We start from the raw sequence: 22,886 nt of genomic DNA on the forward strand, positions 1-22,886 counted from the left end.
TTACGGAATCGTTATAGCTGTCCGATTTGATTACTATAGTTTTCTGACTCGATAATCATGTCATGCATTTTCTTTGTCGGTTCCAACGGAGAAACTCCAAGCTCTTCTTCTAAAACTACCTTGCATTTTTGGTACCATTTCATCGCCTGTGGACGATTGTTTTTTCGATAATAGCAATACATTAATAACCGATAGGCCTCTTCCCAAGTCCTATCCCTCTTTAGTATTTTTTCACACCAATATATAGCCTGATCATACTCTTCATTACGGACCATTAATTGAGCCATTTTCTCAGCCCCCCGTAAAAAATACACCAGCATGCTTTCTCTTTTACTTATGCACCAATCATCATAACGTCGATCTGGCAAGTATTCGCCATAATAAAGTTTTAACCCCTTTTCTAAAAGGAGCATTACTTTTTCCTGGGATATTTCATTTAATCCATTCTGAATCAGGGTTTGGAATTGAGTTGTATCTAATTCGATATGGGCATGAGGATTTAGTCCATAAAATATTCCTTCTCTGATAATAAAAAAAGGTGCTGCCCTCGCCTTCCTCATTGGTTCTAAAACATGGTGAAGACTATTTAATGCAACTTTAAAATCTCGGTCAGCCTGTTTTTTATCCTGGCGAGGCCAGAGTATTTGGAGAATCTCTTCTTTGGAAATTAATTCATTAACAGTAAGTAATAACTGAAACAATTCCTTCCCTTTTTCTCGCTGCCACTCCTTTTCCCCAACTTCTCTTTCCCCAAGCCAAACCTTAAATTGTCCTAGTGTTTGGACTCTAATCGAATAACCTGGGTGTGAGTCTAAGGAGGTAATTCCCATATCCTGAAGAACCTTGACGGCATATGATTTTTGTATATCCTCTTTTGCAGACTCTATTAACAATGGAACGGCCATTTGTAAATCCCTAGGACCAAAAACGGATATTTTATGAAAAATGAACTCAAACTCTTTTTGTTGAACGATATATAAAAACTTATCCATTGTTTCTCTAAACCTTTCTTGATCTTTTTCTAAGTAGAAAATATAGGACAGCCAGAAACTGGATAACATTTGTCCGAAGGAATCCTCACACTGTATAAATAACTCCCTTGTTTTTTCTAAGTAAAAAAGCCCTTTATTTAGCCTATCATTATAAATACATGTGATTCCCATACATAAGCTTATCATTGCGGAAAGCCAAATATCTTGTACCTTTTCGGTTTCCTGTAAAGCTCTTTTTCCTGCCTCCATTGCCCGCTCAAATTCTCCCCTTGTTCCAAAAAGAATGCAAAGCCCCATTAACGGTTCGGCTTTTCCTCTCTCTACATTCAGCTTGCTCATTATATCTAACGCAGTATTGTAGCATTGCTCCGCTAGTTCCAAATTATATTTATCAAGAATTTGTACGGCATGCCCCATCCGAATCCAGCCGCATGCCTCAACAAATGGTGCTTTTAAACTAATACCTTGTTGTATGCCTGCTTGTGCTAATTCCTTTGCCTTCAAACCTTCCCCTGTAAAGGCTTCTATCAAAGATAATAGTAAATCACTTTCTCTATGGGAGTTAGGAAGTGCTGTACCATCTTTACTGGATAACTCTTCTTTTTGGGCAAGAAGAAACTTTTTTGCTTCTACAAATCGGCCTGTTCTTAAATACAATCTGGCTTCAATATTCCCATCTAATAATGATGCTTGACTATACTCTTTTGCCTTTTGAAGCCACTTTTCAGCATTTGATGACTTTCCTGAATTCAGAAGATTTTCAGAAAGTAAAAAATATAGCTTTGCTTTTTCTTCCTCTGTGCTAATACTTTTGTCTCTTGCTTCAATTGCTTGATATAGTAACCTTTCGGCCTGATGAGGCTGAATGGTATCTAGATAAATCTTCGCCTTTCCCTCTAATGCCTTACTCATACCGAGAAAATCATCTCTCTTTTCGGCTTCTAAATAGGTTTTGTTATAACATTCCTCGGCATCTTGATATTGAGAGCGATAGCGATGGACTTCTGCTTTTAAAAACCAAAGAAGATAATACGTATTTAACTCAGGGACAGGTATCAGCATTAGTTGATCTGACAAGCTTTTGAGCTTTCCATTTTCAAGCATTTTAACGCCATTATCATGTAGGATTGATGCGATTGCTTTGTAATGACTGATTTTTTTATAGTGATAAAGTGCCTCTTCCCACATCGCCCTTTTTTCATAGAACCTTGCACATTTTTCATGAAGTAATGAGTATCCTGCTGGGTTATTTTCCAAGAAAGCGTTTTCTAAAAACTCCTTAAAAAGAGCATGGTAGCGATAATGCTTTAATCCAATCTTCTGAATGAACAGGTTTCTTTCTTTTAATTGCTCTAACAAGCCAGAAGCACCTTGAATACCTATTACCTCATCACATAGTTCTTCCTCTATTACCTCTAAGATTGAAGTTTGTTCCAGAAATTGTTGAATCATGGGAGGCTGTTTTGAAAAGACTTCCATCACTAAATAGTCGAATAAGTCTTGAAGTGAGTATGAGGAATGTTCGAATAGTGCTGGGATATCACCAGTAAGTGGAATCTGCTGTGCTATCATGCACAGTGCAATAATCCATCCTTCTGTAAGTTGATAGATTTTTTGCAACTGTACGGGCTCTACTTCCAGCCCATAAAGATCTGTTAATAGCAATTCCATTTCATCAAGCGTTAATACTAAATCTTCTCTAGTAATCTCTAATAAGCGGCCGGTAACCCTCATTTTCGTTAAATACTTCCAACCCGGACGGCTCCGGCTCGAAATGACCAAGTGTAAATTGGAGGGTATATGCTCTAGTAATTTTTCAATCCAGCTATTAATCGTATAGGAATGTTCAATTTGATGATAATCATCCAAAATTAATGTGATTTCGGACTTAATTTCAAGAATTTCATTTATAAATAATGAACATAGGTAATTTAGATCTTCTTCCCTTATGTAACGGTCCATTGTTTCGGTATACGTCTCAATTTCTTGTCCGAAGCCGGGATTGTATCCCCTTATTGAATGGATGATATAAGAAAGGAACGGAAGGATGTCGTCATCCATTGATGAGATGGAATACCAGCAGCCTGGGATATTTTCATCCCTCATAAATAAAGCAAGCGCAGTACTTTTTCCAAAACCTGCTCCTGAATGTATGATGGTTAACGGGTAATCAGGAATTTTCTTCATTTTTTGAGTAAGCTTTGCCCTTCTAATGAATTCATCCTTGATAACCGGAATACGCAGCTTTGTTTGAATGATTGGCAGCTTCATTTATTATCCTCCTTTCTATTTTCTTAATTTTTACACTATTTTACCATATTAAGGAGTGCTTGTGGAATTGTTTCCATTTTGTCCACCTTATGGGTCTTATTCTTCTTCATAAATCATTTTCCGCGTCATGCCTCCATCTACAACCAAATTAATCCCTGTCACAAAGTCATTTTCCTTCGCCGTTAAGTATAGGCATGCTCTTGCGATGTCATCCGGTTTACCGACACGCTGCGATAAATGCTGTTGATGATCAAGAGCTGTTAATTGAGAATAATCTCCTGTGTGAATCCAACCTGGTGAAATTGCATTAACTGTAATTCTGTCCTTACTGAGTGAAGATGCTAAAGCATGGGTAATGGCGACGATTCCACCTTTTGTTGCTGCATATCCCTCCGAATTCGGCTCAGACATAATCGCTCGGGTTGAAGCCATGTTTACTATCGCTCCCCCCTCTTTATTTTCACGCATATACTTTGCTGCTTCCCGTGAACAAAGAAAAACACTTCGCAAATTGGTTTGGATGATATCATCCCATTCCTCTACCGTTACATCATATAGTGATTTAAACAAACCTTTTCCAGCATTATTAATTAATATATCAACCCGTCCGTAGGTATCTTTTGCTTTTACCATTAGATTAATAATATCACTTTCATTTCTTACGTCGGTTTTTACATAAAGAACATCTTTGCCTGATTGTTTCAGGACTAATTCTGTCTGTTTTCCTTCCAACTCGTCCACATCTGCAATTAACACTTTAGCCCCCTTTTCAGCATAAGCAGAAACAATACCACGGCCAATTCCCTTCGCTCCCCCTGTTACAATCACTACTTTGTTTATAAAGTCCATATTCCAATCCCTCCCGCTATTTGTCTATATCCATTATAGTTTATCTCAAAATGTAAACTTCATTTTTGATGGTGATAATTTCTAGGTAACAAAAATTATTTTATTGAAAAACTAAAGAGACCTCTAGGAAAAGGAGAAAGGGAATATGCGGGAAAAATGTTTCTATTGTGTAGATGAGATTGAGGATCAACAACACCACCATGTAACATTTTTACGTTCTAATACTGAGAGTGATGAGATACTTTGTCATGAATGTTATCAGGAGTGGCTGCAAGGACTAAAAGGATAGTCCCCATACTAAAAAAAGGGCCGATCAAATCTCGGCCCTAATTCATAATACAATTATTTAATTCGAATACGGTGCTTCCTGTAAAGTCAATGGAGAGCAGTTTAGCACTCATGTTTGGAAAAGCTGTACTTATCGATTTCTCTAGTAATTTACCCTTACCTTCTTCACAAAAACATAAAACAGTCGGACCTGCTCCGCTTAAGGCCGCACCGAATGCCCCATTGGATTTTGCGAAAATTGCCGCTTCATCATAAAACGGAATCAGCGGTTTCCGATAAGGCTGATGAAAGATATCCTTTTCCATCATTTCACCGGCTAATTCCCAATTCTTACTAAGGAGCGCAGCTACCAGCACATTTGCAATGGAAGAAGCACGAATACTATCATGATAAGAAAATTCTGTCGGCAGAACACCGCGAGAATCCTTTGTTAGTAAGCTCTCCTGAGGGATGAGTGCTACCACTTCAAATGAAATATCATTAATGGCTGCCACATCGACCTCACCTTGCTGGTAGCTGCCAATCACAAGGCCTCCATATAAAGAGGCTCCAACATTATCTGGATGTCCTTCTATTTCAGTGGCCAGCAATAGCTTTTCCTTCTTGGATAATCCTAATTCTCCAACGGTATCAGCAAGTTCGATACCTGCAATAATAGCTGACGCACTAGAACCAAGGCCTCGGGCCAGAGGGATGTCACTTTCAACCTTTATTTTACACGGATGAAGATCCTTACCATATTTAGCTGCGGTTTGAAGTGCAATTTGGCAGATATAATGCTGTTCATCTGTTGGAAAATCCTTTAATTCTTCCGAAGTAGAATAGCATTCCCACTTTTCACTCTTCATCACTTCAAGGCTTAAATATAAATCAAGAGCAACCCCGATTGAATCAAAGCCAGGTCCAAGATTTGCGGAACTTGCTGGTACCTTGATTACAAACTTTCCATCTGCAAGAGTCATTGATGGACAACTCCCTTAATATGTTCTTTAACTACCTTTTCAAGCTTAACGTTCATAGTGATTTTCTCACCACTCTGTATGCACTCTTTATTTCTTTAACTGCTGATAAATCATTTAATTCATGCAGGATAGCATCGTAATTAGTCAATGATGCTCGATGTGTAACTAATACAATTTCAGATGTTTCATTTTTCTTAACAGGCAGCTGTAATATTTTTTCAAAGCTGACACCGTGTTTTGCAAAGATGGAAGTAAGCTCAGCAAATACCCCAACTTCATCCTGTACATGGATTCGTAAAAAATACTTAGAGTACTTTTCATTATCATCCTTTAAACGCTTCGGATATTGCGGTGTGACGGCACTGCGTCCATTTACACCCAGCCGCAAATTTTTCATTACTCCGACTAAATCAGATACTACTGCGGTTGCCGTTGGCAGACTTCCTGCACCAGGACCATAAAACATGGTTTCACCAACAGCTTCTCCATATACATAAACAGCATTATACTCATTTTGAACAGAAGCCAATGGATGGTTGTCGGACAAGAATGTCGGCTGAACACTGACCTCAACCTTTTCTCCTTCACGGTGGGCATAACCTAACAGCTTCATGGTATAGCCCAGCTGTTTTCCATAGCGTAAATCTTCTTCTGTAATCTTCGTAATACCACTTACCTTTACATCATCCAGGTCAATATGCATTGAAAACCCTAAGGTAGCTAATATAGTCATTTTCCTGGCTGCATCCAGTCCCTCTACGTCTGAAGTAGGGTCACTTTCCGCAAATCCAAGTTCTTGAGCTTCTTTGAGGACATCCTCATATGCTAGACCATCCTGGCTCATTTTTGTTAAAATATAATTCGTGGTACCATTTACAATCCCCATCATTTGGGTAATGCGATCAGAAGCAAGGCCATCAACTAAGCCTCTTAGTATAGGAATACCACCTGCAACACTAGCTTCATAGAATAAGTCACAGCCATTTTCAGAAGCAACAGATAACAATTCTGATCCATGCAGCGCCATTAAATCTTTGTTAGCAGTTACAACATGCTTACCTTGGCGAAGGGCACTAAGCAAATATTCTTTTGTTTCATTCACTCCACCCATTACTTCAATAACAACATCAATTTCTGGATCATGAAGGATATCAGATGGGCTTGATGTCAACAAAGCTTGGTCTACTTCTACTGGTCTCGGTTTATGTACATCTTGGACTAGAACTTTTTTCACTACAACAGGACACCCGATCTGGTGCATTAATTTATCTTGGTGATTTTTAATGATTTTTACAACGCCTGAACCTACTGTTCCTAATCCGAGTAACCCAATTTTGATAGCTTTCATATCTATCCCTCCCAAACTGTCTACTGTATACGTACAATTGTATTTATATAGTAGACATTATATGATTCTCTCATTATATTTACAATAGACTAATTTTTTTAAAAATTCAATGTAATCGCTTAACACAGCACCAGCATTGGTCTGCATTTTTTAAAAAAATTTTTAAATTTGAATACTCAAAAAATTATTCATTTTATCTCTTTACAATATTAAAGGAATCAATGTAGAATATTCATTAAATTCAGGTAAAAAAATTTAAATGTACTGATGAAGACGGCAGTAAGAAATTGCTTAAGAGAGCCGGTGGCCGCTGTGAACCGGTGCAATATCTTAATCTGAGCCCAGCCCTTCTGAACTGGCAGACTGAACTTTAGTAGGAATGCCCGGGAACAACCCGTTAACATGTTTGAGGCTGCTTGGTTTCTAGCAGCAAAAGAGGGTGGCACCACGTAGATCACGTCCCTCATAACAAGACAAATCTGTCTGTTATGAGGGACTTTTATTTTATTATAAGGAAAAGAAAGGAATGAGGACTAAATGTTTAAGGTACTTGTAACTGATGGTATTAGTGATACTGGATTAAAAAAGTTGTTTGATCACCCTAATTTTATTGTTGAGCGCCAGCCTACCTTAAAGCCCGAAGAGCTAAAGAATATTATCGGAGATTACGAGGCTTTAATTGTACGAAGCCAAACAAAAGTTACCGCGGAGCTTCTTCAATATGCAGACCGCCTTAAGGTAATTGCCCGTGCAGGTGTAGGGGTAGATAATATTGATGTGAATGCCGCTACAGGTAAAGGAATTATTGTTATTAATGCTCCTGGTGCCAACACGATTGCTGCAACGGAACATACATTAGCGATGATGCTTTCAATGGCAAGAATGATTCCCCAAGCTCACAAAAAAACCGTTGGCGGCGAATGGGACCGAAATTCCTTCAAAGGTGTAGAGTTATACAAAAAAACGCTTGGTGTTATTGGAATGGGGAAAATTGGAACCGAAGTCGCAAAACGTGCTAAAAGCTTTGGAATGAACATATTAGGATACGATCCATACTTAACCGAAGAGCGAGCAGAAAAATTAGGAATGAAAAAAGCGAGTCTCGATTTAATTGCACGTGAGTCGGATTTCATTACGATTCATACACCACTCACAAACGATACAAAAGGACTTGTAAATGATGACTACCTTAGCAAGACTAAAAAAGGAGTCCGTTTTGTTAACGTCGCACGAGGCGGAATTATTGATGAAAAGGCATTGGTAAGAGCCATTCAAGCCGGGCATGTTGCAGGTGCTGCTCTTGATGTTTTTGAAAAAGAGCCTGTGGCCGATCCAGAATTGTTGGATAACCCAAATATTATTGTAACCCCCCATTTAGGAGCATCTACAGTAGAAGCGCAGGAAAAGGTTGCTCAAGAAGTTAGTGAAGAAATCATTGAAATTCTTGAAACACAGTCTATCCGTAATGCGGTAAATATGCCGCAAATGTCTGGCGAGGCACAGCAAAAAATGCAGCCATACTTACTCCTTGGGGAACAGATGGGACAGCTTGTTGTTCAATTATTAAAACATGCTCCATCTAAAATAGAAATCAATTATTTTGGTGATTTAATTGAGGAAGATACAGAGTTATTAACTCGAACCATGATTAAAGGTATCCTTTCTTATCATTTAAGTGACTCCGTTAATTTAATTAATGCGCTCCATCTTTTGAAGGGGCAGGGAGTTTCCTACAATGTCCAGAAAAACGCCAATAATAAAGGCTTTGCCAACTATATGGAGCTTTCCATTACAAAAGGCTCGGAAACAGCTAAAATTGGTGCTACCGTCTTAAACGGGTACGGTGCTAGAATTGTGAAAATTAACGATTACCGTATTGACGTAAGACCTGAAAGCCACCTTTTACTTGTAAAGCATCAGGACGTCCCTGGTATGATTGGTAAGGTTGGATCACTTCTTGGAGATTACCAAATTAATATTGGTACGATGCAGGTAGGCCGAACAACTGTCGGCGGGGAAGCCATCATGGTGTTAACCCTTGATAAGCAAATTACTGCAGAGGTCATTCGTGCCCTCACACAAATTAACGGTCTAAACGAAGCTCAATCTTTAGAGTTAGAAAATGTTGACCCCTTTTATCCAGGAAGATTTGAGTTAGAAAAAGTTAAATAACAAAAAGAAGACCAATCTGATATGGATTTGGTCTTTTTTTTGGGGGTTAATGCTGAAGATTGGTTCTAAGAGCTAATCGTGCCCGTTCAAGCTGAAAATGCAGGTGAACGGTAACGAAAAAGAGCTAATCGTGCCCGTTCAAGTCGAAAATGCGGGTTAATGGTAACGAATAGCCGCTAATCGTGCCCGTTCGAGCCGAAAATGCGGGGTAACGGTAACGAATAGCCCTAATCTCGTCGCAGTAACTGTCACTGCATGGGCACGTAGTTTTAATTTAATCAACCTTATGTTGACAGCTAAGGACAGAAGAAGAGGGATTGCTCGGCAATCTCTCTTAGTTTTTCTCGATAATTCCTCTTACATCCAACACCGAATCAAGAATATAGTCTGCCTCGTGCTTTTCAAAGGTACTTCTCGCATCTTTTCCGGATAATCCTGTCAATACAGCAGCAAACTGGCAGCCCAGTTTTCTTGCAGCCAGCAGGTCTGCCAAAGAGTCACCCACTACTAGGACCTCTTGACCGTTTTCAATTGGCAGTGGTGTGTTTAAACAATCCTCTGCGGAAGTTTCTCTGCCCTTCAGACCCATGATGTACGTGAATGGGTCCGGTTTAGACAGTGACCTTCTTTCAATTAAGACCTTTTCTGCTTTCAGCACATCATCTGCAGTAACAATATGGTTGATGTCAAAGTGTTTTAGCCAGTCCAAATGCTGAAATGGCTGTATCGTTTCAAGCTCAGGCCGCCCTGTCCCTATCCCTATTTTCACTCTTGATTCAGTTAGGAAGGTAAAAAGTGCATCAATTTCTGCTTGTTCTGCTAATGTGGTTTCATTTGCTAGAAAACCTTTCTTCCCCAGCTGCACAGAAGGTCTGCCAGTGGATTCTTCAACATTCTCATCGCCCACGTACCATTCCTGGCTGACATGCTCACATACTGACCAGAGCGCACTGATACCACTAAAAAGATCTGTATGAACCCCTAGCTTCTCTTTCGCTAACAAATTTAAATAATTGAACAGTTCTTGTTTTGTTTCCGTTGACACTTCAAAATCAGGAACAAATTGATCAAACCCCAAGGTTACATCATAATTATCTAGTACCTTGCCTATTTCAAGAAGCACTTCTCTAGTGATTGGTTCCTGCAGCCAGCCTTTTATTCTATCCTTCTCCGTTTCCTTAATTTGAGATAAAAGATGAATAAATTGATGACCAAAGGACAAATAAATCATATCCCAATTCGCATTTAGTCCTCTTGATTTCAATAGCTTAAGAGCCTCATCATTTTTTCCAAATACAGTCTCACGGATTTCCTTAATCTCTGATGGGCTATAATCTGTTTTGAATTTTGCAGGTGACAATGCCAAATAATTATTACTAATGAGCAATTCCCATACAGTTAAGGCGGATGCATCAAAGTAATGCTCCTCACTTAACAAAACTCCATCAACATCAAATAATACTGTTCCAATCAACTAAAACACCCTCTTCTCCCTGTCCGCTTTATTCCGTTATCGTAACACAGTGAATACCTATATTTAAAGTAAATAATGATTAAAAAAACATCTAATGTTCACAAGGTAATTAATTGTTTTAAATTAAATAGTGTACAATTCAATATGAAAGATTTAAGTGTAAGCTTACAAAAAGTATTTGGCATAATAATTGAGGTGAAAGAAATGGATTATGTACTACAAAGACCATTTAAAGAAGAACAAACATTCAATGAAGTGATTGAGAATAAGAAAAGCTTAGTCGTATTTGTTCGGCATCCTGGCTGACCTGTTTGCAGAGAAATGCTTACGCAGTTGCGCAAGAGATATGATGAAATTACAGCAACAGGATTCCAAATTATTATTATCACCCCATCTACCGGGTCTTACTTAGAACAATTTGTTGATGCTTTCGGACCTTATCCATACTCCTTGTATGGTGATCCTAAACGTGAACTATATAACAGCATGGGACATCAAACAATGAAGAAATGGAAGCTGCTTGCAAAAGCCGGAAAAGGCTTATTAAAAGGCGGAACAAAAGCATTCATGCCTGAGGATCCCGAGCAAAAAGCGCTTGTTCAAAAGGCAATGAAAACACATGATATCTATATCCAAGGCGGCACATGGTTATTTGATGAAAAAGGAAATATTCTTTGGAATCATATTGATACAGCCCCAGAAGACCATGCCACAATTGATAACATATTGGCAGAAATCAATAAACTGTGAATACAAAACAAAGAAGCTAGTCACACTAATGACTAACTTCTTTGCTTTATTCTATCTAGCGAAACGGTGATTTCCGATTGTTACTGTTACTTCACGTGAAAAAATCCATTGGCTAGTAGATGTTTTTGGATTGTAGAAAAATAATGAGCCATTTCCTTTACCCATCAAAGCAATTGCTTCGTTAACGGCTCTTTTAGATTCTGCGTCAGCCGGCTGATTGATTTGACCGTTTGCAACAGGTGTAAACGCATAATGTCCATTAGAAATCTGATAGATTACACTGCGGACTGTGTTTGGGAATATAGGTAGAGTTGACTGTCAAAATACACTTATGAAGTAAAAAATATTGATATTATGCTGAAAATTAAGCCATTATCATTCTGACAATATTATTAAATGGACTGTCAAAATAGAAATAATAATTTTATACATAATTTATGCATAATAAAAGACCCTCCAACTAGACCCTCCACTTAAAGATTAATTAGTGTATTGTTGTGAGGTTGAAGCAATGTTGGAGTAATAGAAGTAATAGAAAAAATAAAGTATGACTGATATTAATTATTAATCTGGATAAACTAAGCATGAAAAAAACACCAATCAACTAAGATTGGTGTTACTTTAATAATTCCTTATTTAGCAAATACATGATTACCAATTCTAACTGTTACTTCACGTGATGCAACCCATTTGCTTGTTGCTGTATTTGGATTATAGAAAAATAGAGAACCATTTCCCTTACCTAATAAAGCAAGTGCTTCATTCACAGCTCTTTTCGATTCAGCGTCAGCAGGCTGGTTAATCTGACCGTTAGCAACTGGGGTAAATGCATAATATCCATTTGAGATTTGATAAATGACTCCACGGACCGTGTCAGGGAAATCATCGCTCATAAATACACGGTTTAAAACAACCGTTGCAACAGCAACCTTCCCAGCATATGGTTCACCAACTGCCTCTGCACGAACTAAGCGGGCCATTAAATCTTTATCTGCTACTGAAATTAGAGAGTTTGGTAGAGTCATAGTTTGACCTGCAATAAGTGTCTTACTATTGTTTGCACTCATTAAGCTGTTGATAGGAACACCGAACCCTTTAGCAATCTTCCAATATGTCTCACCAGATTGAATGGTGCGAGTTGTGGCTGCCTCTGCTTGATTTGTTAAAGTAAATGCTGAAATTGATAACATTAATCCAGCGGCAACTATTAGTTTTTTTAGTTTTTTCATGTTTTAATTCCTCCTAGTAGTCGTTTGTTTGTCTACTACTAGGCTATCAAATGTAATATTTCTATTCATTGTCCAAAACTTGGTAATCTAGTTTTACGCCTTCCAATCATTGCTATAAAACAATTAAACAAGAACTAGTTAAAATTTCCCACTATATCAAATTCTCCAATAATCGACTTTAATGGAAAAAACACACTCATTATTTACAAATGGTTTCAATACTGTTACAGTGCTCATTTTATAGAAAATGCCTCTCAAAACTCTCTTCAGATCTTGAATATATAAAACTATTCTTTTTTAACAATAAATGGTATGATTTACTCGGTGCTTTTATCCTATAAGACAAGGAGATATTTATGGTTAAGTACACACTATGCCTATCTGGTGGAGGGTTCAGAGCCTCGCTTTTTCACGCTGGATTAGTCCGAAGATTAATTTACCTTGACCTTTTTAAACATATTCATAGAATTAATTCTATTTCAGGTGGTTCGATTACAGCAGGACTCATCATGAAGGAATTAACTGTAAAATCATTTTCAGATGTTGATGACTTCGACCAAAGAGTTATCGTTCCACTAATAAAATTCATCCAATCTTCACCACGCAAAAAAATATATAAAATAAACCCTTTAAACAATAATCCACATAAGTTTTCGAAATACGTCGATCAACAATTGTTCAATGGGCTTGCATTTTCGGATTTGTGTAAATTTCCTGCTTGGCATTGTTATGCCACATCCTTAAATTCCGCCATGTCATGGAAGTTCTCGCAAACGGAAATTGGTGATTCTGCAACAGGTTTTTCACAGCCATCGCACATTGATAAAGTGGCAGATGGGATTGTAGCTTCTGCATGTTTTCCACCTTTATTTAAACCATTTAAATTTAATACCGAAGGAAGAAGCTTTGTTCTGAAATGGGTAAATGGACAACTTCTCAACGTTCCTAACTCATCTCCACCATCGTCAATTTTTTTAACTGATGGTGGTGTTTATGACAACCTAGGTTCTGAATCTGTTATTACCAAAAAAGCAGATTTCATTGTCTCTGATGCTTCTGGAGTTGTTGATCATTGGGGCAATACAAAGCCAAATAAATTTTTTATGATGAAGAGAACAATTGATGTATCAATGGACCAAAATGGGAAACTACGAAGAAGGTTACTATTTAATTCATTAAATGCCAACAGCGTATTGGTTGAATTGGCTAAGCCTTTGGATACCTATACAAAAAAAGTAGTTCCTGACAAAGATTCCCCTACACCTCCAGAACAAATGCCTATTTATCCAGAAATTCATCGTGATTTTCAGAAAGCTATTGGTACGATTCGAACCGATTTAAACGCTTTCCATGACTTTGAAATCCATACTCTCATATGGAATGGAATGGTTAAAATTGATGCTGCAATGAAAAGATGGTGCCCTCATTTAATAAAGGAACAGCATTGGAATGATGTTCCAAATTTAAACTCTATTGATTTCCCTACTGCAGCAGAAGTCCTTAATAAAGGAAGCAAGACAAATATATGGGGAAAACAGCATCAGGAGTTACATTCAGAAAAAAAATTGGTCGATAACATTTCAAATATTTTATAGGGGGGTAACAGGATGCTTATTCACACATTACATGTAAAAAATGGGCAATGTGTAATGGTCGAGCACGAAAAAAGAACCACAATGATTGATATTCATAAATTATCTGAATCTGACAGAGCGGAAGAAATATTAATAGAATCTGATAGATTTGTGAAAGAAACAGCTGGAGGTTATGTCTATACTGCAACGAATCCAATTAACTATTGGAACTCACGGATAGGCGGGTCAGCTTTTAGAACGATAATCACCCATCCTGATCACGACCATGTTCGTGGTTTCAAAGAATTCTATGAAAATGTCGGTACCACAAATTTGTGGATGCCTACTTCACACATAGCTACTCTGCCAAACACGGATGATGGGGATTTAATTAAACGCATTGTTGGAGGAAAAGTCTCTGGTGTTACTTTTGTAGAACCAAAACGTGGGTCTAACAATATGTATTTTGGAACTGAAGAATATGACTGGGACCAAATACAAATTTTACATCCGGCAGCTTCCTATGCAGCTGAATCATCCAATCAAGGGTCCTACTTAATAAAAATAAGTTACGGAAAAAGTTCTGTCATTATTGGTGGAGATACCGAAAAGGAAACGTTCGAATGGCTATACGAGAAATATCCAGATGAACTTAAATGTACCATCTTTATCGCTTCTCATCATGGACGGCAATCTGGGTGGCCTGGCAAAAAAGTGCTACAACATATGAACCCGCTAATGGTCGTAATTCCAAAGGGAAAAATTCTTCCAAAGGATTCAGCATTAGGAAATTATCGAGAAGCACTAGGTAGTGAGCGTTTTATAACAACATCTTATGCGGGAAATGTAAGAATAAAATTAAGCAGGAATGACGAAGTTGCTCTGTTCGAATGTGAACGTGATTATGTTAATAAACAACTGCCAAGCATGTTGGCGAAGGCGAGAGAGTTAAGACAAAATAGTGCTTTAGAAAATATTTTCCTTAACTTATTAAGAACGAAGTAATATAGGTTGTTTAACCTATATGCTATTTTTGTTTAAGTAGCTTGGCAGCATTGCCTCGCTACTTTTTTCATGAAGCTGCCTCTTTTCTCTTGTTAATAAATATATAATTCAAAAGAATCATTTTAGTTATCCTATTTTTTATCGAATAGTGTAGAATAAACAGGAATACGATTTTAGGGGGAATGGAAAATGATTACTAATAGAGGTAATGGCAAAATCGAATCACATTTATATTTAATTAAAAACAAAGGAGTTTCTAGACTCATTGAATTACATATTGGGGCAGTTGTGATGGAAGAAGGGGGTGAAAATTCTGCAGTCTACTTTGGAAAAGCAGTTGTTAGCGGCGGAGAAAATAATTCCTGGTCACAATTAAAAGCTGATTCAAGAGAAGAAGCGTTAAAAGAACTTAAAGAAATTTGTGATAAATCCTTCAATAAGTAAGAAAAAAAATAACGTTCGGTGTGATGACCGATCGTTATTTTTTCTGGTGTTTTCTCTTAATCTTTTATAGGTTTCTACTATTAAATGCTTTTTAGTTCTCACGTTGCAGTAATCCGTCATATAACTGTCAAACATATCATACATAATGATGTCTTTAAACTCGCTGTTCTCCAAAACGATTATCCTGATTTACTATTAAAAATTTAGGTTGGTTTCGTATTGGGGATATAGTCCATGCCTCTTTAGGCATCTTTGCTCCGTATACGTAAAACTATCCCTATCAAGCCAAAGTGTTTCGCCAGTTTCAAAAGACAAAACCAGCATGTTATCAATCCATGATATGAATCTACCTTTTGATTTCAAAGTATTTGTCCAAACAAGCTTACCGTTGCTGTCCCATCCAGTAACACATCCCTCACCTTCCATTATATGAAATGCCTATCTACCAAGAGATTCATCGAGATTTTAAGAAGGCCATAGGTACTAGTCGAACTGATTTATACTCTTTTCACGACATCGAAATTCAGGCCCTTATCTGGAACGGTATGGTTAAAATTGATGCTGTATGAAAAGATGGTGCCCTCATTTAATTAATAAAGAGCATTGGACGAATGTTCCACAATTAAATTCTGTTGATTTCTCAAGTGCAGCCAATATCCTTAACAGAGGGAGTAAGACGGTCTTGTAGGGCAAACAACATAAGGAATTACACAGGGATAAAAAGTTAGTTGACATCATTTCTGAAATCTTATAGGGGGATAAGCTCAAGCTAATACCGTTTTCACAAAAGACCTTGGTCAGTACTGTCACTAGTAACCATTATTAAAAGAAATTGAAGAGGGTTAGCAACGTATTCGTTGCATTATTGAAAAAATGACAAAAGTAGAAAACGCTAATCAAATATAAAGGATGATTGTATGTCAACTAAAGGAGAATTTATCACTTATCCTGTGGGACAAGGATTATTTTACGCTGGAAAGTTAATTAAAGATAATGATGAATTTAATTTTATTTATGATTGTGGTAGTAACTCGCAAGAAATGCATTTAAAGAAATGTATAACTGAATATAGAACTTTTAATGATACTAAAGATATTGATATGTTAGTTATTTCTCATTTTGATAGAGATCATATTAATGGATTAGATGAAATAGCAGGTCACTATAATATTAAAAGAATTTTCTTCCCCTATTTCAAAAATATGAATATTAATCTGTTCTCATACGAACTAGAAATTCTAAGACTTAAAGGAGTCATTCAGTCAGAAACTAAGGTAATATCTACGAGTATACCTGAAGGTCAAGATCCTAAGAAAAAAAATCCTGAATTTCCTGAGTTAGAGGAACTGGAAGAAGATGCATCTAAAACTCCTACAAAACTGAAATTACAGGTACCTAAGCCTAATAAAGATCCTGGTAAAAACACTCATATAGACGTTAAAGAAGAAGATTTATATAAGTCCTTTAAAATCTTAGAATTGAAAAATAATCAATTCAAGGTATTTGATTGGTTGTTTGATTTTTATAACTATCCATTATCAACGACTGAAATAAGAAATATAAATAAATCTTTCAGAGATTTTATTAGCACGCATAAAATAAAAGATTTCAAGGATTTTATTAGCCGTGAGGAAATACGGAAACCTTTTGTTGAAAATGTATTTTCTAAGAAGAATATTCAAGCATATACATATATTAGTAATAATATTAGTCTATGTATGATGCATGCTCCTGAACGAGTTTTAACTTGTAAAGAGAGAATTGCTACCCTGTTAACTGGTGATTTAAGTCTAAAAGATAATAAAATTTTTAAGAATTTCAATGAACAATATAGTTATATTATGTCAAAATTGAAAGTTTTTTTTATACCTCATCATGGTTCTAGAAATAACTGGAATGACCAACTGATGTATTTATACTGTAAAAAGGCTTTGTCAATTGCTACAGTTGGATCGGGTAAGGGACATCCTGATTTTGAAGTAATTTCAAAAATCTTCTTATCCAAAAATGATGTTGTATGTATTACTGAAAAATTTGATAGTTATAAATACATTATAGATCAAAAGGCACCTGTTACAGCATTAAGCACAAAACCAGGCTCACCTAATGGGAAAAATGGTTGGTATAAATCTGATGTACAAGTTAGTTTAAGTGCAACAGATTCAGGATTCGGTGGGGTTAAAACGGAATACCGTAAAAATGGTGGTCCATGGACACCCTACAATGGGGCCTTTAAACTAAATAAAGATGAAACATACATAATCGATTATCGCGGCACAGACAATGTTAGTAATACTGAAGGATTTAATACAAAAATAATTAATTTAGATAAAACAGCTCCTGCACTAAACATTGGTTTAGACAAATCATCATTATGGCCAGCTGATCAAAGGATGGTTACAGTTACTGTTCAAATTAATGCTACTGATGCCACATCAGATATTGATTCCGTGATGTTAACATCCATTTCAAGCAACGAAGACCATAATCCTGATGATATTCAAGCAAATTTGAATACACCTATTACTGACTTTACTGATTCCTTTGAACTTCGTGCTGATCGAATAAGTAATGAAAATGACCGTGTATATACGATTACTTATACAGCTACGGATAAGGCGGGAAATGTGACAACTAAAAGTGTTACCGTTTCAGTACCACATGAAAAATCTAAAAAATAATTAAATGGTCTATTATTACGGAAATCCGCTGATTCCTACTCATTAGGGGATTTTTTTGTTGTATAAATTTTCTCTTAAAGAATTATGTTGTTTTTTACTACAATGTTTTACGTTAGAAGAATTGACGACTCTATTAGCTAACAGTTTCACTTCGAATCAACTATGGAAAGGTTTATGTCTAATAAGTCTCAGCATGACATATCTTTCAGCGTTTTTGATATTATTTACTTCAAAGGTGAAAAGATTACGAGTTTACAATTATTGGACCGAAAAGAAATCCTTGAAAAAGTAATCAAGGAGGACACGCCACTCTTAAATAAAGTTAGATGGATAGAGGGCAATGCTGAACAATACTTTGAATTGATTCAACAGCATGACCTTTTTATCTATCATTTGGAATAATAATCCTTATTAGATTAATTTCCAACCCGAAACCATAAATGGATATATAAGGTGATAATTTTACATTCGATTGCACCCTTATTTCATGAAATCTCATTGTAACAAAGATAAACTTCATCAAATTGACAAAATATCCCTCAGAATTCTACCCTAATCTTTGGTAATAATATAATAGAAGACAAAATGATGGAGGTTCATAAATGGAAAATCAGTTAGTCAGCATACTTAACAAACAAATTGCAAACTGGTCTGTATTGTATATCAAGTTACATAACTATCACTGGTATGTGAAGGGTGGCCAGTTTTTCACACTACATGCTAAATTTGAGGAATTTTATAACGAGGCTGGACTGCATGTTGATGAGTTGGCAGAACGTTTACTAGCAATAGGAGGCAACCCTGTAGCTACTATGAAAGAGTGCCTTGAACTTTCTTCTGTTCAAGAAGCAAATGGAAACGAATCAGCTGAGGAAATGGTTCAAACCATCATCAATGATTTCTCCATTATTATTGGTGAGTTAAAAGAAGGTATGGCCCTTGCTGGTGAAAAGGACGATGAAACAACAGGTGACATGCTCCTAGCCATCCATTCTGGACTTGAAAAACATGTGTGGATGCTGACAGCATTTCTTGGTAAGTCAATCTAATTCCATAAATCAATCAAAAAAGAGACTATTCACTAGTCTCTTTTTCTGCGTGCGATAAATACTAAGCAAACCGTAATGATTGTAAATGCGGTAAACGCCAATATTGGAATGGTGATAAAACCAAGCCAATTAATATAATCTTTAGAGCAAGGAACACCACTCTTACACATTTCAAATTGCTGCAAGTAAGGAATCTTTTGAAGTGCAGTATGGTAACCTGATATCAACATTCCGATAATGGATAATGGTAAAGCATATTTCAAAATATCGTTATCATCTCGATAAAAAGCAATTCCCAGCATGATCGCTAAGGGATACATAAAGATTCGCTGATACCAGCATAGGGTACAAGGAATGTAATGAAGAACTTCACTGAAATATAAACTCCCTATGGTTGCAATTAAAGCTGCAACCCAAGATAGCAGCAAAGGTTTATTCATTTCCTTCCCCCTTAGAGGCTTCCTCTACTAATTCATTTAAATCGTCCATCGTTTTACCATCAAATCTCTTACCATTAACAAAAATGGTTGGAGTGCCAGAAACGCCTAGCTCCCCAGCAAGATCCTCATCACTTTTCCAAGCGTCCTCAGGAGCCTTGGTATCAAAATAAGCTGCTACCTTCTTAACCTCATCCTCACTAGCAATTTCTTTTAGCGTTTCTGTTAAGAATTCTTCTGTGAAAACATCGATTTTTTCATATCGAGTATCCTCCGGCTGTTTATCGTAAATAAGTTCATGAAACTCCCAAAACTTATCATTGCCCAGTTCGGAGTAAACGGCTTCTGAAAATTTTGCTGTTCGTTTTGAATCGACATTAATAAACGGATAATGGAAATAGTAGAATTTAGCTTTTCCAGTATCAACAAATTCTTTAACTATAAGCGGGACAACGTTGTCTGCAAAGTTTTTACAATTCGGGCATTTGTAATCACCAAATTCAACAATTGAAACAGGTGCAGATTCTTCACCCAGAAAGGGCTGATTGGCATAATCAATCTCTTCTTTACCTGCATTATCATCGGATTTTTGGTTATTAGCTAGAAAAATAAATCCAATAATAGCTACTGCAATCAATCCAATAATCCAAAAAACAAATTTTGATGATGAGGATTTTGTTGGTTTGTTAACCTTCTTTTTCTTTTTCTGCGCCATAATTGAACTCCTTATTTATTTAATTTTTATCTACTAAACTTATGCTATTAACTATATAGCGGGATAAGTAAAAATTCCAGTTATTAGACTGAAGACCCCTACTAAGGTTAAAATAAAAGAAATACTAAAATGGTGAGGAGTTTATTACATGACGTCAACTAATTTACAGCATGGTTATATTGGTACATATACAAAAGGAGATAGTAAGGGAATTTATCGTTTTACCTTAAACAATACTGAAGGAAAAATATCAGATATTAAAGCTGTTGCCACTCTTGAGAATCCAACCTATCTGAACCTGTCCAGCAGTAAAGAGTATTTATATGCTGTTGTCAAAGAGGGCAATTCCGGCGGGCTTGCTGCCTACTCTATTAGCGGCAATGGTGATTTAAATCCTATTAACCGCCAATTATCAGAAGGTTCTTCACCTTGCCATGTGAGTGTAGATAGTAAGAATCAATTTGTCTTCAGTGCAAATTACCATAAGGGAACAGTTGAATCACATTTAATTAATCCAGAAGATGGTTCTGTACAGCCAAGCGTTTCTATTATGCAGCATGAAGGTTCAGGGCCTGACCCTAGGCAGGAAAAACCACATGTCCATTATGCAGGATTGACTCCAGATGAAAAATATCTAGCGGCTATTGATTTAGGTACAGATTCACTAACCACTTATGAGTTAAATCCAGATGGAAAACTTACAAAAGCACAAGTTCTTCCTTTAAAATCTGGCAGCGGTCCACGGCACCTTACTTTTCATCCTAATGGGAAAATTGCTTATCTCATGACGGAATTTAGTTCGGAAGTTGTTGTTTTACGCTATGATCAGGAAAGCGGAAGCTTTAAAGAAGAACAATACATCTCAACACTTCCTGCAGAGTTTACAGAAAATAATCAAGGAAGCGCAATCCATACTTCAGCAGATGGACGCTTTGTTTATGCAGGTAATCGTGGTCATAACAGCATTGCTGTCTTTGCTGTCAACCAAGACACCGGAGCACTAAGTTTTGTGGAACATACGTCTACTGAAGGAGATTGGCCGAGAGATTTCGCCATTGATCCTAGCGGCAGATATATAGTTGCTTCCAACCAAGAATCCAGCAACCTGGTTTTATTTACTAGAGATGAAGGTACTGGAAAATTAACTCTAGTACAATCTGATATTCATGTACCACACCCGGTTTGTGTTAAGTTTATTTAGGATAGACACTAACAGGTTTTCACATCTAATTGAATAAGAAAAAAACGGGTATCTAATTTAAGATACCCATTTTTTATATAGTCGGCGAAATAGGCATCTAAACAATGCTTAAGCCTGAAAGACGATACGCCCGTTTACCATTGTCCACAATACCTCGAAAGTATCATTCATTAGAACTAAGTCAGCATCTGCACCAGATTTAATCCGGCCTTTATTCTCTAATCCCAGTATATCTGCAGGTGTCTGTGTTGCCATCTTCACGGCATCCTTCAAAGAAATTCCCAATTTAACTGTTTTTGCCAATGCTTCATTCATTGTAACTGTACTTGATGCAAGAGTACCATCTTCTAAGCTTGCGACTCCATTCATTACGCGAACTTCATGCCCCCCGAACAAGTATGTACCATCACCCATTCCCATAGCTTGCAGGGCATCTGTAATTAATACCATTTTATCAGGCCCCTTTTCCCGGTATAACAGCCGTACAATAGCTGGATGAAGATGGACATCGTCCACGATTGCTTGAACACTAACACTACTTTCTTCAAAAGCTGCTACGATTACTCCCGGCTCACGATGATGAATTGGCCGCATCCCATTAAAACAATGAGTTATATGACTGGCACCACACGCAAATGCTTGTTTTGCATCATCATAAGTGGCATCAGAATGGGCAATCGCAGCAATGATTCCTTTTTCCTTTAAGAAAGAAATCATTTCAAGACCACCTGGCAATTCAGGCGCCAGCGTAACCATGCGGAGCAATGTCCCTGATTTTTGCATGATGGTTTTCATTTCTTCCAAATCAGGATGCCTTAAATACCGCTCATTTTGCATACCTTTTCGTTTTACATTTAAATATGGACCTTCTATATGGATACCAATAATTTCGGCCCCAGGTTCGCTGCCAGACAGCTCTTTTACATTGGTAATCATTTTAAGAAGATCTTCTAAGGAAGAAGAAACAGATGTGGCTAAGAAGGAGGTGCATCCTGTCTTTGCGCAGGCTTTAGAAACTGCTTCCACACTGCCAATCGTTCCATCCATCATATCAAAGCCTTCTGCTCCATGAATGTGCACATCAATCATTCCTGGAATGAGAATTTGGCCCTTTCCATCGATTTCATAATCAGCGGAAAAGTCTGAACACGCGCTGCCCATATGCACCGATTCTATTTGTCCATTTCTGATAAGGATACATCCAAGCTTTGGTTCTTCATCTAAAATCAAACGAACATTACGAATTAAAATAGAACTCATGATTTTGCTCTATAACCCGATTAATGGACACTTAATAAAAAGTGCCCCTTAATCGGGTTTTTCTATGTTCCTAGAAAGAAAACCCGTTTATAATATAAGAATTATTGTGGACGGAGGATTTGCATGAGTAAGAATCTATTTTCAGAATACCAGATTAAAGAATTAGAGAAGAATCCTAATGTTAT

At 37.0% G+C, this 22,886-nt stretch carries 18 protein-coding genes, 2 pseudogenes and 1 other annotated feature; of the genes and pseudogenes, 10 read left to right on the plus strand and 10 right to left on the minus strand.

Annotation, left to right across the window (positions count from 1 at the left end; genetic code table 11):
- Positions 1-11: 11 nt before the first annotated feature.
- Both H0184_RS23595 and H0184_RS23600 read right to left on the minus strand, forming a co-directional pair.
- Entirely contained in the window at positions 12-3,263 is a 3,252-nt protein-coding gene (locus H0184_RS23595; protein ID WP_221829087.1) for a BTAD domain-containing putative transcriptional regulator, read from the minus strand.
- Between the two features lie 96 nt (positions 3,264-3,359).
- Positions 3,360-4,112, minus strand: coding sequence for a glucose 1-dehydrogenase (locus H0184_RS23600; RefSeq protein WP_221829090.1), 753 nt, complete (start codon positions 4,110-4,112; stop codon positions 3,360-3,362).
- Positions 4,113-4,257: 145 nt separating this feature from the next.
- Between H0184_RS23600 and H0184_RS23605 the strand changes: the two genes are divergently transcribed.
- Complete coding sequence (locus H0184_RS23605; RefSeq protein WP_221829091.1) at positions 4,258-4,401, plus strand: hypothetical protein; 144 nt, start codon at positions 4,258-4,260, stop codon at positions 4,399-4,401.
- Positions 4,402-4,438: 37 nt separating this feature from the next.
- On the opposite strand, the gene thrB is transcribed toward H0184_RS23605, so the two are convergent.
- Positions 4,439-5,362: a homoserine kinase gene (thrB, locus tag H0184_RS23610; RefSeq protein WP_221829092.1), complete on the minus strand. Its 924-nt coding sequence runs from the start codon at positions 5,360-5,362 to the stop codon at positions 4,439-4,441.
- A gap of 52 nt (positions 5,363-5,414) precedes the next feature.
- Positions 5,415-6,710, minus strand: coding sequence for a homoserine dehydrogenase (locus tag H0184_RS23615; RefSeq protein WP_221829094.1), 1,296 nt, complete (start codon positions 6,708-6,710; stop codon positions 5,415-5,417).
- Positions 6,711-6,965: 255 nt separating this feature from the next.
- Positions 6,966-7,177, plus strand: a binding site (T-box leader).
- A 70-nt stretch (positions 7,178-7,247) separates the two neighbouring features.
- Here H0184_RS23615 and serA point away from each other — a divergent pair.
- Positions 7,248-8,882, plus strand: coding sequence for a phosphoglycerate dehydrogenase (gene serA, locus H0184_RS23620; protein WP_221829096.1), 1,635 nt, complete (start codon positions 7,248-7,250; stop codon positions 8,880-8,882).
- Positions 8,883-9,216: 334 nt separating this feature from the next.
- On the opposite strand, the gene H0184_RS23625 is transcribed toward serA, so the two are convergent.
- Positions 9,217-10,356 (minus strand): HAD family hydrolase, encoded by a 1,140-nt coding sequence (locus H0184_RS23625; protein WP_221829098.1) that lies wholly within the window; start codon positions 10,354-10,356, stop codon positions 9,217-9,219.
- A 318-nt stretch (positions 10,357-10,674) separates the two neighbouring features.
- Between H0184_RS23625 and H0184_RS23630 the strand changes: the two are divergent.
- Positions 10,675-11,106, plus strand: a pseudogene (locus tag H0184_RS23630) (peroxiredoxin-like family protein); the annotation flags it as partial.
- Between the two features lie 51 nt (positions 11,107-11,157).
- On the opposite strand, the pseudogene H0184_RS23635 reads toward H0184_RS23630, so the two are convergent.
- Both H0184_RS23635 and H0184_RS23640 read right to left on the minus strand, forming a co-directional pair.
- A pseudogene (locus H0184_RS23635) lies at positions 11,158-11,412 on the minus strand (cell wall hydrolase); the annotation flags it as partial.
- A 326-nt stretch (positions 11,413-11,738) separates the two neighbouring features.
- Positions 11,739-12,335 (minus strand): cell wall hydrolase, encoded by a 597-nt coding sequence (locus H0184_RS23640; protein ID WP_221829101.1) that lies wholly within the window; start codon positions 12,333-12,335, stop codon positions 11,739-11,741.
- 356 nt (positions 12,336-12,691) lie between these two features.
- Between H0184_RS23640 and H0184_RS23645 the strand changes: the two genes are divergently transcribed.
- The 6 genes from H0184_RS23645 to H0184_RS23670 all read left to right on the plus strand — a co-directional run bounded on the left by H0184_RS23645 (position 12,692) and on the right by H0184_RS23670 (position 19,088).
- Positions 12,692-13,930, plus strand: coding sequence for a patatin-like phospholipase family protein (locus H0184_RS23645; protein ID WP_221829103.1), 1,239 nt, complete (start codon positions 12,692-12,694; stop codon positions 13,928-13,930).
- A 12-nt stretch (positions 13,931-13,942) separates the two neighbouring features.
- Complete coding sequence (locus H0184_RS23650; RefSeq protein ID WP_221829105.1) at positions 13,943-14,914, plus strand: ComEC/Rec2 family competence protein; 972 nt, start codon at positions 13,943-13,945, stop codon at positions 14,912-14,914.
- 189 nt (positions 14,915-15,103) lie between these two features.
- A complete protein-coding gene (locus H0184_RS23655; RefSeq protein ID WP_221829107.1) occupies positions 15,104-15,358 on the plus strand; it encodes a hypothetical protein in 255 nt (84 codons plus the stop codon).
- Between the two features lie 917 nt (positions 15,359-16,275).
- A complete protein-coding gene (locus tag H0184_RS23660) occupies positions 16,276-18,039 on the plus strand; it encodes an OmpL47-type beta-barrel domain-containing protein (RefSeq protein ID WP_221829109.1) in 1,764 nt (587 codons plus the stop codon).
- Positions 18,040-18,201: 162 nt separating this feature from the next.
- Positions 18,202-18,441: an ATP-dependent DNA ligase gene (locus H0184_RS23665; protein ID WP_313771822.1), complete on the plus strand. Its 240-nt coding sequence runs from the start codon at positions 18,202-18,204 to the stop codon at positions 18,439-18,441.
- 200 nt (positions 18,442-18,641) lie between these two features.
- Complete coding sequence (locus tag H0184_RS23670; RefSeq protein WP_221829113.1) at positions 18,642-19,088, plus strand: Dps family protein; 447 nt, start codon at positions 18,642-18,644, stop codon at positions 19,086-19,088.
- Positions 19,089-19,120: 32 nt separating this feature from the next.
- On the opposite strand, the gene H0184_RS23675 is transcribed toward H0184_RS23670, so the two are convergent.
- Both H0184_RS23675 and H0184_RS23680 read right to left on the minus strand, forming a co-directional pair.
- Entirely contained in the window at positions 19,121-19,528 is a 408-nt protein-coding gene (locus tag H0184_RS23675; RefSeq protein ID WP_221829115.1) for a disulfide oxidoreductase, read from the minus strand.
- Complete coding sequence (locus H0184_RS23680) at positions 19,521-20,240, minus strand: DsbA family protein (RefSeq protein WP_260631762.1); 720 nt, start codon at positions 20,238-20,240, stop codon at positions 19,521-19,523. Before H0184_RS23680 ends, H0184_RS23675 begins: the two co-directional genes overlap by 8 nt.
- 148 nt (positions 20,241-20,388) lie before the next feature.
- Between H0184_RS23680 and H0184_RS23685 the strand changes: the two genes are divergently transcribed.
- Complete coding sequence (locus H0184_RS23685) at positions 20,389-21,441, plus strand: lactonase family protein (RefSeq protein ID WP_221829118.1); 1,053 nt, start codon at positions 20,389-20,391, stop codon at positions 21,439-21,441.
- Between the two features lie 108 nt (positions 21,442-21,549).
- On the opposite strand, the gene nagA is transcribed toward H0184_RS23685, so the two are convergent.
- On the minus strand, positions 21,550-22,701 hold the full coding sequence (gene nagA / locus H0184_RS23690; RefSeq protein WP_221829120.1) for an N-acetylglucosamine-6-phosphate deacetylase: 1,152 nt from the start codon (positions 22,699-22,701) through the stop codon (positions 21,550-21,552).
- Positions 22,702-22,886 lie beyond the last annotated feature (185 nt).

This window comes from Neobacillus niacini, from assembly GCF_019749295.1.
GTDB classification, from domain to species: Bacteria; Bacillota; Bacilli; order Bacillales; family Cytobacillaceae; genus Neobacillus; species Neobacillus niacini_D.